Raw genomic sequence first — 12862 nt, 5'->3', positions numbered from 1 at the left:
CTTCCTCGGATAACTCGGTTATCCGATAGAGGGTGTATGTTCTTGTTTCCGTTCTCATGTCGTTACTTTTTTATGGGTTCGTTGATAGGCGGGCGGATTGTTCCGCCCTGCCGTTCATGCTGTCATACACGGATGCACGTGGCGAGTGCTTCCCTTACTTTCGTTTCCTGCTTCTTGGAATATATCCACCCTGCACGCCTTTCGCCCTTATAGGTGAGGTTCGCACGGAACAGACCGTTCAGGTCTTTCAGAATGTCCTTTATCGGCCTGGTGTCACCGAATACGGCAATCGCCTTCTCGCTGTATTCCACGATTTCAAGACTGAGGGTTGAAAAGTCTGCGGTTGCTGTGGATTGTTCTGCCGTATCGCTGTCCGTCTGCGGTGCTTTCATACAAAGGTTGGCTTCATCCCCTGCGGTGTGCGCATACCGTTCTATGAATTTTTCAAGGTCGTGGATAGGCTCTTTCTCAACCGTCCAACCGCTGTACTTGTTCCTGCCCAGATACATACCGTCTCCCATGCTGTAATTTTCCCGGTGTTCGTAATCTGCGTTATATTCCGCCAAATAGGCTGTTCCCTCAAAATTGGCGGCATGCTTGCGCATTTCTGAAAAGAGGTTGCGTGTATGTTTGGAAAAGCCTAAAATGACGGTTCTTGCTATACTGTAGTCATAATAGTCCGTATAGCTGTCGCACTCGTTTACCCGTAACGTGCCGATAATGACCGCCTTTGCATCCGTCGGGACAAGGGGGCGCAAACGCTCCGCACCGATTTTGGCGATACGTCCGTATTCCTCTCTTGTTTCCTTCGCTTTCTTTTCTTCTTCGGCTTTCTTCTCTTTTGCCTTGGTGAGTAAAGCGGCTGTTTCCAACGGATCTAAAAACTTGGGGTTCGCATCATCGTAATAGATTCCTATTCCGAATTTTTCCGATAACGGCCGGATAAGGTCGGATGTATGAAACTCGTATGTCCGCAAATTGACAAGATGATAGGTTATTCCCCACTTGTCACGGGTTACTTCATACACAACATAGCTGTCATAGCTATCCAATACTACCACTTGGTTGACTGAAACGGTCTGAACGTCTCTGTCGTAACTTCTGTTGGCTCCCAATAAATGTACTTTGTTCATAATGATTTGATTTTAAAATGATTCATATTCTGTCAGAGTATCACGCAAAGCGCAAGGATGAAAAGAGCGAGCACGCAAAGGATGCACCACACGGCACGGATGAGGAAAACCACCACCGCCAAAACTGCCAACATGGGCAGAATACCACCCCAAAAGGCACACACGAAACGCACCGCCACATAGACCACGAAACCGACCAGCGACCACTTCACCCAATTTTAATGCCGGTTGGAGCGGAGCCGAAGCCTCGTTTCCAATCCTGCCGTATTTCAATTCTCTTTTTCATAACATTGACTTTTTTTTATGCCTTGTCGGTGGCTTCACCTTGCTCGTTTCAGGGGGCAGATACGGACGGGGAGAAAATATGCAAGGCTTTTGGTGAAAAATTTTCAACCGCCCGGCTGGACGGATTGAAAAATTTTCGCCAAAACCCGCAGGGCGCGAAGCGGCCTTGCAGATTTTTAGGGGTCCCGTCCGTAGCTTCGCACCCTGAAACGAGCAAGGTGGAGCTACTGACGGGATAAATAAAAATGGGAAAATCGTTATATGGGAAAAAGAGAATTGAAATACGGCGGGATTCAAGGGCTGTTGCTTGAATGGTATAATAGAATTTTACAAGTAATATAACACAGAAAAAAAACTGAATTTAATCAGGGGAATGGTATATCTTATATTTCTTTTCAAGTAAGATATTAAATTAAAAAACGAGACCTGTCATTCTCCATTTGCAGATGTGTAGAAGTATTAATCCATTAATGGACAATAGGGCATGTAAAGGGCAGATTTTCCGTATATTCGCCTCCTTATCCCCGAATTATGGGCGTAAGTCGCATGGTCATGGAGATATATCTATCCTTTAATGAGGAGAACAGCCGGCAAATATCTGATGGAAAAGCCCCACAAACCACAGGAAAATAGCCACACAACGGTATGATACACAATAATTATTGAAGAAACGTGCTCCGCTCCAGCGGACAGCATGTTGTGTTTTCGTTTAACCGAAAATGAACGGTTTAACGGAGGATACACCGATAAATCGTTACTTATTTCAAGCTCCGGCGTCGCTTTTTACATATCTAACTATAATTCATTTGAAATCACAAAACAGATTGAACCGAATGTGGTTAGTTTGTCTGTTTGTTTCATGTCCGAATCATTAGTATGCTATGTTGCAAAGTTCGTATTCATTATGAAAAAATCCGCTTACGAGAACAAGGTATTCAGGTAATTTGCCATCCTTTCCCCAAAGAAGTTCGATGTTAAAAAGTTCAGCAAGCGTTTTGGCTATGTCAAATCCGAAGGCTTCGAGTGACGGACGCACTTTTTCCGGGTGTCGGCATGGTGTGCCGCAGTTACGCGTACACTCGTTATTGGGGCAGTGAAGACATTTACCTATATAGGCAAATGAACGCCCTCCATATTTCCGTTCCATATCCAATAATTCGCTCTCGATTCGTATTCGTTCCGGTAAAATGAGTTTTTGTGTATATTCAATCGGAATATCTTTGTCTTCAGGGATTATCTTCGTTGCCATAAGATGTGCATACTTGTATTGCCGGAGAAACGATTCCGTATCAAAATCAAATGGAGGACACCCCCAACTTTTGCCATAATTGGTACATTGTTTGCAAAGTTCAAGAAAATGTGGTTCGTCACGGAATTCGGCGATATATCCTTCAACAGTGATGTCTGAAGTAAAATTTTCTACAGTGTATGTACTCATTGTTTCAAAATCATTGTACCGCATAAGGAGTCAAAACGAATGTTCTCATTTTGGAAAAGTCTGTCAATGTATCCGCTTTTCCGCATTTCAGACGCGGTCAAGCAGTTTAAATTCAGGGTATCTAACAATGCTATCGAATCGCACATGGACAACGCGATGTCAAGTTCATGTGTCGAGAACATGATACATTTTTTCTCGTCGTGGACAAGCCTACGAAGCAACGCCACAAGTTCGTAGCGATTAGGCATGTCAAGAAAGGAAGTCGGTTCATCAAGGAGAATGATAGGAGTATCCTGTGCCAATGCACGAGCAATCATCACACGCTGGCATTCGCCATCCGACATTTTATCCATCGTGCGGTTTGCATAAGCCTCCATTCCCACCGAGATGAGCGATTGCATGACTATCTCCTTATCCGCCTCTTGCATCCTGCCTATCCAGTTGGTATAAGGAGCACGGCCTATGGCTACGACATCTTTGCACCGCAGGTTGGCGATGCGCGTGCGCTCGGTCGTGACGACGGCCAGCGTTTTTGCCATATCTTCGGTTCTCATGCAGGCGATGTCGTGCCCGTCGAGAATGATTTTTCCGGAATAACACCGGTTCAGACCGGCTATGGCGCGGAGTAGCGTCGATTTCCCTGTCCCGTTTCTTCCGATAAGGGCTGTCAATTGACCTTTTTTTATCGTGGCATTTACCTCGTGGAGCAACGAGTTCTCTTTGTAACCTATGGAAAAATGCTGTAATTCTATCATGCGGTGATGGATTTGTTGCGTAAAACCACCCATACGACGATTGGGATTCCCAATAGAGCTGTAATGGCGTTGATCGGCAAGGTGAATATTTTGGAAATGACGTCGCAAAGAAGCAATATCGATGCTCCTGAAAGAATTGTTCCGGGTAGAAGGACACGATGATCGCTATTTTGGAAAAGCATTCTTGTGACATGAGGCATAGCGAGACCTATGAAACCTATCGGACCGCAAAAAGCGGTTATCGTTCCGGCGAGCAGCGTTGTCGAGAGAAACAATAGGCCGCGTGAACGCTGAATATTCAGTCCCATCGTTATGGCATACTCTTCTCCAAACAACAAAAGATTAAGCGACTTGATTGTTATTACAGCCAATAACAACCCGACTAATACTGATGGAACAAAGATGGCAAGTTGTTGCGCTGTCACATCCCCTAATGCTCCCATCGTCCATATCACAAACATTTTTAGAGACTCGTCATTGGCTATATACTGCAAAATCTGCACGACAGCGCCTACGCCCGATGAGAACATCATACCCAGAATCAGGATTACCATGATGTCTTTTATTCGCTGTCCAACGGCAGTTATCACGAGCAATACGACAGCCGCACCCACCCATGCAGCTCCGGCAATGCCTATTGATGAACCGAGCCCAGCAAGTACCACGAGTGCCACACCGAGACTTGCACCGGAACTGATACCGAGGACATAGGGACCGGCAAGAGGATTACGGAAGAGGGTCTGCATCTGAAGACCGCTGACTGATAAGGCAGCCCCGGCCAACAGTGCCACTATAGCTTTTATGAGGCGTATGTTGAGTACGATCTTTTCCGTGGCACGGGGACAATCTCCCCCAGTCAGCGCTGCCCATACATCGCGGATTGGAATATTGACAGCTCCCACGGCCAAGTCCAGTAAAAAAAGACCGACCGTGAGCGTAATCAATATGGAGGACAATATAGTCGAACGGGAACGCATCTATTTCAGTTGCTTGTAATACACACACTCTTCCTGCGCCAGTTCGGGATGGAATATCTTCACAAGGTCGCGGAGCACGATGTCAGGATTCACGACAGCAGACTCGTAATAGTCGTTACCCCCGGCTGTGTTGATACGGGCGTTGTTATTATACACCTCTCCATTTTTGAAACATCGGGTATCGGTGAATTTCGGACATGATGCCTTCAATTCGTCAAGGGAGTTCGCCATTCCCACGTTCAGCCACATGTCCGCATCCGACGCGAGTAGGTATGCTTCTTCCAAGTCAACGGGGATAGAAGCGTTTCCCGTGTTCTTCTGGTAGATATAGCGACCGCCTGCATCGGCAATCAAGCGGGCGACATAACTTTGGGTTGAAGGCATGAACCACGAGTCTCCATAAGGGACATTAAGCATAACCGAAGGAGTGCCAAGGATACTGTCGGCCACTTTCTTTTTCAAAGTGTTGTATCTGACCGGGATTGCGGCAAAGGCTTTTTCACCCTTCTCACGTTTCCCTGTGACTTCAGAAAGCACTACCATCCATTCAGCCTTACCGAGAGGCGACTCTTCGAGATAATCGCCGACATACATGAACGGTATGTCGAGTTCTTCGAGTTTGCTTTCCATTGCGCTTGCGCCGTTCACCCCATAGAGCAGAACGAGGTCGGGATCGAGCGAGAGCAGCAACTCGTAGTTGATGTTTCCTTCATAGCCGATGTCACCAATACTGTCGCGGCGAGCTTGGATGTCGGGGTTGGAAATGTAGTCGATTCCCGAAACGCCGGTTATGCGCTGGACTTCACCGATCGCGTCAAGCATGGCGATATGAGTGGAAGACATCGCCACGATGCGTTTGGCGTCTCCTTCGAGTACCTGTCCGGCAAACCCTTCGGGAACCTCTTCGCCGTTGCGGACGATAAACAGCCATGTGGTTACGCTGTCTGCTCCCTGCCAGGGATTCCTGACGGTTATCAGTACGCTTTCCTTCCCGTCCGCCCCTTTGATGTCGAAGCCGGAGGCATATTCGGGAGCATAAAGCAGCAGGTTGAAATCATTGAGTTTTGAACTTTTGTTGTGGCAGCCTGTAAATGCCAGAGAAAGCAACAGAATCAGGCTTAAATTCTTTAATGCGTTCATATTGATGCAGATTATCGTTTACTATTTTTGTTTTTTCCGAACTTGGGCGTTATGCCGATGAATATCTCGAAATTGATGCCCGGCATGGGACGGGACAATACGGAAAGGTATTCTTCATCGAACAGGTTGTTGATGCTGCCCTTTAGCGACAGGTCGGCCCATCGAAAAGAGAGCTGTTTTTCCAGTGTCACGTTATTCATGAAGTAAGGAGGCAGATAGCCCGTCAGGGTATAATCATTACTCGACATGGTATAACGCTGGCTGTAATAACACCACTTGTAGAGCAGGCTCCATGTCCGCCATGACAGACATCCGGTCACCGCTGCGGAAAACTCCGGTACGTATGGCAACTGTTTGCCGACGGATTGGTCTGCCGGACTCATAGGTTCGCTCTCGTTGATCGAGGGAGTCCACGAGAAAGTTCCGTTCATATCCAGTTTCCATTCCCTTCCGAGCATTACATCAAGGTGGGCGTTGGTCTCTGCCCCGTAAGCATGTACCTTCTTGAGGTTTCTGGGAGAGAAGAATCCCTTGGTTGTGGGTAGCCAGATGATCCAGTCGTCGATGTGCGAATCGAACCAGTTGATACCACCGCTCAAAGCATATACATTTTCTTTCCCCACCGAGAATGACAACCCCACGTCGTATGTGAAGCCGTGCTCGCTTTTTAGGTCGGGATTACCGCCCGGCAGAAAATAGAGATCGTTCAGCGTGGGGAAACGGTAGTTTCGGGAGATGGATGCTTTCGCCACGATATTGCCTTTCTTCGACAGTACCCCGTCGATGAAGAAAGCCGGGATAACCGGGGCCCATTCCGTACCGAACATATCCTCGCGAAGAACAAGCGAGGCGGCAAAACGATCGACAGGCCGCCATTTCGCAGAAACGGAACCGGAAAACTCGACACGTCCCTTGTCATACCCGACAACAGCCTTGTTACCTTCCTGCGAGATGATATTTTTGTCCGCGCTTTCCACCAAATGTTGGTGTACGGAAACACCGGCCGTGAACAGCCATTTCTCTGAAGGTGCATAATCCCCGTCCGCACTTCCGTAGAACGTGTTAATCTTACTGCGCGAGCGGGTCATCGAAGCCATTTCGCCGTTTCCCTTGTCCCGCCTGTAATCATAGGCCATCCATGTGTGTATATAGCCACCTTTTACACCGACCTTCCATTTCTCCCGCACGCGTTCCCACGAGAGGACGCTGCGAAACGTCTGCTCCCTTTGGCGGTTCTCGAAGTCCATGCCGTTCCCGTAATCCGTGGTGAGCATCGCCAGTTCCCGGTTGGAATTGATATACCAGGCGTTTAGCCCGAACTTGTCACCTTCGCCCGTGTTATAATAAATTTCCTGCAAAATGTGCAGATCCTTATAAGCCCCGCTGCGGTTGCGCTCCGTCGGATAATAGGAACCGATGATGTTCTTGTCCTCGTCATAGATGTTTTCCTTCTTGTCCCGGTTTCGGTATTTGTAGTCGTTGGGAGAAGAGGAATATACCACACGGGTGGAGGACTGCCAGTGTTTGTTACCGTAGGTCAGGCGGAGAAACTCGTCGAACGTGCTGAACGACCCCACTCCCTGCACGTACTGCAACCCGAATCCTTCATGGTTGGCCGGAGAAGTGGAGAGCCTGACCAGACCACCCAAGCCGCCGCCCGTTTCGTTTACCGACGAAGTTCCGTGCAGCAGCGAGGCATCATCGATAAAGTAAGAAGGGATGGTGGAAAAATCTGTCATGCCCAGCATCGGGTTGTTGATGCGCATACCATTCCACGTCACTTGAGTATGCGAGGGAGAGGTACCCCGGAAAGCTACAGTAGATAACGTGGCGCGTCCGTAGTTCTTGACAAAAACGGATGAGTTGAATGTCAGCACATCGGCCATAGATAAGGCGATGTTCTCTTTCATGGCGATGGAATCGAAACGGGTTCGTTGCACGCCTATATCCTTCATCGGTCGTTTGCCTACCACCGTAACCTCCGGAATACGCAGCACCCTTTTGGTAATGCTGACGGAATTTTTTTGCTGGGCGGCAAGCAGAAAGGGCAGGCTTACCCCCACGAACAATAGAATAAGATGTCTTTTCATTTTTGTCCTCCTTCCTCGTTATTTCCAGCAGAAAGCTCCCGGAATGATTCCCACGTAAAATTCATCGATCAGCTTACCTTGCGGCGAATAGCGATACACGATACCTTGCTGCTGGTAATCAATAGCGTCGGCCACATATACTTCCCCGTTGTTGGGATTGACCGTAAGGCCGTAGTATTTGGTGTCCCGAAACTCCAGAAAAGGTCGGACGGGAACACGGTCGGCTTCCACCGGCATTCGCCAAATATCGTTATTGATCCAGTAAAGCGTATCCCGTGTACCGTTGAGCTGGACTTCCGAAGGCCAGTCGCCCAGCTTGAACTTGAACTGTTTCTCTACGGTGAAAGTCTCGGTGTCTATACGGTAGAGAGACGGTGCCTCGTAGCCGTATGGGCTGCCCTCGTAACCGCCATCCGTGATGGTCCACATCTTGTTGTATTTGTCCATGACCAGCGAAGTAGGCTGTATGCCGATGGTCAGTTCGTCCACGACCTTGTCCGTCTCCGTGTCGATTTTCAGGATGCGGTTCTGGTACGACCAGCAGTTCACATAGACGTACTTGCCGTATTGCACCATTTGTTCGGTGGAACCCGATTCCATGTCCATGTCTGGACATTCGATATAGCCGGTAATCTCGTATGTCTTGGGGTTGATGATGAAGATGCGGTAGTCCCATATTTGCGTCACATAGGCTTTCTCATCCGACAGGAAATGGATATACCGGGGTGAGGTGAAACCTGTGATACGGCCCACTTCCTTGAAAGTATTGATGTCGATGGCGAAAATCACATGCGAGTTGTTCACCACGACCCAGCCTATACCGTCCCGGATAACCATAGATTGGGCCACATCGCCCAACTTGAACCCGTTGGCACGGTAAAACACTTCATTCTCCACTTCGCACGTGGCAGGATCATAGTAGGAAAGCGAGGCATTGCCGTACTGGAAATTTCCCTCGTTGGTGATGAAAAGACCGGAAGCCGATGCCGAGAAATTCTCCATCTCCCCATAATCCCATTTCATGCAACTGCCGAAAACTGGCAGGCAGAAAAGAAAAAGGCAAATCCGTTGTATTGTTCTGCTCATTGTCATTCAGATAAAAAAGAGTACCCGAATCATTACGGGTACTCTGGTTAAGGTATAAGGTTTAATCCTGCTGCGTATATTGTTTGTCCCTCATTTTTTGGAAGGTTGGGTTATACCCACATTTCGTCACACTCCAGCTTTCCTCCGTAATCATTCCGTTTTCTATGAACTTACCGAAGAAAGTGTAGTCGGTGAATTTTGTCAAACCGTCAAAAACAACCCCATGCAAGGTCTTCAACTTCTCCATGGAAAATGTTTCCTGAGAAAGAGATTTCGCTTGTTTTATCTGTAACGTACCATCTATTGTCTGTAACTTAGCACAAGTAATACCTGTTGCTTGATTAACGAACAACCCTTCACCTCCTACGTGAAGCAATTCCGGAAGATTCAGTGATTTACTTTGTAAAGTCATTGCTAAAGAACCTTTTCCCTCTTTATAATATACAGGAGAGGCTGAGCAACAGATTTTGGATAACAAAGGCAACTCACAACTGGTTAGATTGCCGGACAAATAAAATTGTCCACCCACCTCTTTCAATACAGGCATTGAAACAGTCCCCATCATAGGCATTTGGATGTATCCATATCCGTCTACGATTTCCAAGTCAGGGAATTTTGCCTTGCTTCGCATTTGGCCTGTCACATACAGATTTCCATGTACATGTTGAATTGTCGATATGGTATAATCGGGATTGTTAGTGGTTGGCTTACAAGTGAAGTCTTTGATATTCTTGAACATGATTTCAGGGAACTTGTTATTCGTAAGACTGGTGATGACAAAATTTACATTTGACAAATCTTCGGCTGTTTCAATTTTGGAGAGCTGCACCTTGTTTATAATTTCAATCTGGGGAGCTGTTTCTCCGAAGGTTTCAAATCGGGCGTTCGGCAACATCAGTGTTCCGCTCACGTCTTCAAGATAATCCAACGTAATGCTTCCAAGTGTGGTGATTTTACTCCAGTCAGGAAGCTGCTTGAGCGCCGTGAAATTTTTTATCTTTATCTGCCCCTTCACCGTTGTCAGTTTGTCCATTCCACCGAAAGCCTGAAGCACGTCATTTCGTTGGGGAACAAAACTACCGGTAGGAGGAGTTTCCATGTTGGCTTCCATAATAATACTTCCGTTTACTGTCTCGACTTCCGGTAGATTAATGGTTTCCAACATCACGGGGACGGTGTGGAAATCAAAGCCACCGGTCTCTTTCAGCTTAAGGAAGCTCATGGAAGTCAGTTTGGCAAGATTGTTCACGGACAAGACACCTCCGACACTTGTCAGTTCCGATAATTCTAAAGAAGCGATTGTTCCGGCTGCCTTGTTTTCTTCATTGAGTCCCTGGATATTCAGATCCTGACCTACAGTGGTCAGAACCGGAAACTCAAAACTCTGTAACGACGGCGCATTGAACATCACGCTTCCTTCAATAGTTGCCAGTTTCTCGAATAGGACATAAGTCACTTGGTCGTTATATACCGATATGTCTCCGGAGAGCATTTCCAGAGCTTTCATGGAAATCATGTGAAGCTCCGTAGCTTTCGAGGCGACATCGACCGAACCTAACTGCAAACCTCCGGCTGAAACGATATTATCCAACCCTGTCAAGTCTGCACCGTTGTAACTGTTACGAATGACAATGTTGCCTGTAACCTCTTTCAAAGATGCCAATGCAGATATGTCAGTGATTTTTTCTGCCTCTTCCGCATCAGAACCGATAATCAGGTTCCCTTTGACAACGGTTGTTTTGGTTGCGGCAAAAGAAGCTACCTCCTCGGTGGTCTTCAACTCTACATCTCCATCAGATTCTATTTCGCTTTTCACCACCTTATAGGCATATTCGCGGGCATCTCCGTTATAGGATGTCACCCGGAAGGTCCGTTCGTTATCCCAGTCCGTTACCGTTTTTGGATTAGGTATGATTGTTGCAGAAGTGGTGTACTTGAATTCCACTTCGGCATTGTTCAACGATACCGTATAAGGAACGGTTATCGTTACTGTATTGTCCGTAATATCGGCCGTGTACGATTTTCCGTCCACAGTCATCACAACTGACGTGATGAAATTCTCATCTGCATCTTCAGGTATAATTTCATCGTTTTTGTCACATGCTCCCAAAAAGAACAAGGATAGGAGCATGGGAAGAAAATAATTTTTCATACTTGTATTTATTGTTATTTTGTTAAATCCTCAAAAGAAAATACTTCCGTTGAAACTTCGCCCAACCAGCCGCTTTTGGCCAAGACACCGCATTGCACTTTGATAAAATCAATATATTGCAGATTGGCTTCCGTTCCATCGGCATGGATGGCATTGGAAATTTTGAAACCGTTCCTTTGCCCGCTTCCATCTACCGTACTGCCGCCTTCTATCTGGTCGTTTCCAAAATTATCCACATACCCCCAGTCATAACTCTGATTATCCCAATAACCGGTTTGTGAATCTTGGGTGTTGCGGGCGGCCAAACAAGTGCCTGTCAGGGTATAACTGTTTTCCGAAATCCAAGCCGGATAATAATAGTCCTGTGTATGATAAGCGGACAGATAGTCTACCCAGCCGTTTCTACCGTCGGAACTGATCCATTGGACATCCATTTTTTTGCCTTCCGGACGGTAATAGGTCACTTCAAAATTCTGTATTGTTTCTTCCTTGCCTGCTTCAGATCCTTTCAGTTCGTACCACTCGTCATCCGGCAATCCGTTTCCGTTTATATCCTGCATGACCCATACGATACCCGGTTCGGAACTTCCGTCAAAGGCGTTCCCCTGAACACAGAAATCATATTGGTTACCCGAATTGGGAATACTGTGGTCGAAACCGACGATGATATAACCGCCGAAAGAACCTAAAGAGACGTGCAGTTTGTCTTTTAGACGCTGTGTTGCCCATGCGACAGCCGCTTCAGGGGATGTCTCATTGCCGGTCATACCGCCTATCGTGCTCGTTTCGTTGATAAATTGGCCGGGAGCCGGGGTATATTCATAGACTTTATTCCAGAGCTTGGAACTTCCCGAAGCCAAGAATCCGTCCTGCTCTTTTTTGTCCACACAGACGACTTTTACAGTGGCAGTGACAGCCGTCTTTCCTTTGTCGATATTCCTACTTATTTTTTCCGTCGGTGTGTCTTCCAAAACAGTACAGGAGACGGTGTATTCTCCGGGTGCGGACGGCGTGAACTTGAACATGCGTTCCACTTCTCCTTCCATGACCTGACCGTCCACACTCCACTCAAAACGGGGATTATCGAAATACTCCAACAATGGGCGCAGGAAAACAGGACGGTCGGCAAAAGTGTACCTGTCCGTGGATGTTTGCTGGTAAGACGGGGTCGGGAATTTGACAACGTAGGGCATCGTTTCCACGACCTCTACGCTTACGTCCTTTGTTGTTGTCCCATCTATATTGGAAGCGTTGATTGTCACCGTATAAACACCGAGTTCTTTTTCATTGAAGGTATAAGTATTCTCGGTGGAAACGATTTTTCCTTCCCGTACCCATTCGATTTTGAACCCTTCTACATCCGAATGCTGAATATCGGGAGTAAATGTGTAATCGGTATTCCGGACGACTTTTAATCCCTGCGAAGGAAGTGCCAGTGAGATAACCGGAGGGGTGAGTTCTTTCACTTCTACTTTCAGTTCCTCTTCGGCATAGCTTACCGCATTGTCTACTCTTAGTTTGACGTAAAAATCCCCGCATTCATTCCATGTACGTTGAAGAGACGGACCCGAAGAAACCAGCGTACCGTCTATCGTCCAAGCAAAAAGAGCATCTTCAACATTCTGGTATGTCGGGGCGATAGTCAATTCATGACCGACCTTGACCGTGTAAATGCCGGTCTCGCTGTCAAGTTCTATTATAGGTTGTCCTCCTACTTCTTCGGTAATGACTTCATCCTTGTTGCAGGAGGTAAACAGCATACAGGCAAAAATAATAAAATAGTAAAAACGATGCATAATGTGTGGA

At 47.0% G+C, this 12862-nt stretch carries 9 protein-coding genes and 1 pseudogene; all 10 read right to left on the bottom strand.

All coding sequences use genetic code 11. From position 1 onward, the window contains the following. Positions 1–122: 122 nt before the first annotated feature. Positions 123–1133: a hypothetical protein gene (locus EJF25_RS15860; protein WP_060386386.1), complete on the bottom strand. Its 1011-nt coding sequence runs from the start codon at positions 1131–1133 to the stop codon at positions 123–125. Between the two features lie 32 nt (positions 1134–1165). Then, positions 1166–1419, bottom strand: a pseudogene (locus tag EJF25_RS15855) (hypothetical protein). Positions 1420–2289: 870 nt separating this feature from the next. Further along, positions 2290–2856 carry a DUF2284 domain-containing protein gene (locus EJF25_RS15845; RefSeq protein ID WP_060386388.1) on the bottom strand — a complete coding sequence of 189 codons (567 nt, stop codon included), beginning with the start codon at positions 2854–2856 and terminating at the stop codon, positions 2290–2292. Next, the gene (locus EJF25_RS15840; protein WP_060386389.1) at positions 2853–3611 is read right to left on the bottom strand and encodes an ABC transporter ATP-binding protein; all 759 of its coding nucleotides are present in this window, start codon (positions 3609–3611) and stop codon (positions 2853–2855) included. The genes EJF25_RS15845 and EJF25_RS15840 overlap by 4 nt, the downstream gene beginning before the upstream one ends. Then, positions 3608–4588: a FecCD family ABC transporter permease gene (locus EJF25_RS15835; protein ID WP_060386390.1), complete on the bottom strand. Its 981-nt coding sequence runs from the start codon at positions 4586–4588 to the stop codon at positions 3608–3610. The genes EJF25_RS15840 and EJF25_RS15835 overlap by 4 nt, the downstream gene beginning before the upstream one ends. Beyond that, the gene (locus EJF25_RS15830) at positions 4589–5728 is read right to left on the bottom strand and encodes an ABC transporter substrate-binding protein (RefSeq protein ID WP_060386391.1); all 1140 of its coding nucleotides are present in this window, start codon (positions 5726–5728) and stop codon (positions 4589–4591) included. An 11-nt stretch (positions 5729–5739) separates the two neighbouring features. After that, on the bottom strand, positions 5740–7818 hold the full coding sequence (locus tag EJF25_RS15825) for a TonB-dependent receptor plug domain-containing protein (RefSeq protein ID WP_060386392.1): 2079 nt from the start codon (positions 7816–7818) through the stop codon (positions 5740–5742). A gap of 18 nt (positions 7819–7836) precedes the next feature. Next, the gene (locus EJF25_RS15820; protein ID WP_117667440.1) at positions 7837–8904 is read right to left on the bottom strand and encodes a YncE family protein; all 1068 of its coding nucleotides are present in this window, start codon (positions 8902–8904) and stop codon (positions 7837–7839) included. Positions 8905–8965: 61 nt separating this feature from the next. After that, positions 8966–11056, bottom strand: a complete 2091-nt coding sequence (locus EJF25_RS15815) for an SGBP N-terminal domain-containing protein (protein ID WP_060386393.1) — start codon at positions 11054–11056, stop codon at positions 8966–8968. A gap of 14 nt (positions 11057–11070) precedes the next feature. Further along, a complete protein-coding gene (locus EJF25_RS15810) occupies positions 11071–12852 on the bottom strand; it encodes a PKD-like domain-containing protein (protein WP_060386394.1) in 1782 nt (593 codons plus the stop codon). Positions 12853–12862 lie beyond the last annotated feature (10 nt).

Source organism: Bacteroides faecalis (genome assembly GCF_003865075.1).
Lineage (GTDB): Bacteria > Bacteroidota > Bacteroidia > Bacteroidales > Bacteroidaceae > Bacteroides > Bacteroides faecalis.
Note: the sequence above shows the minus strand (reverse complement) of the source record. Positions and strands in the feature narration are given on the sequence as shown.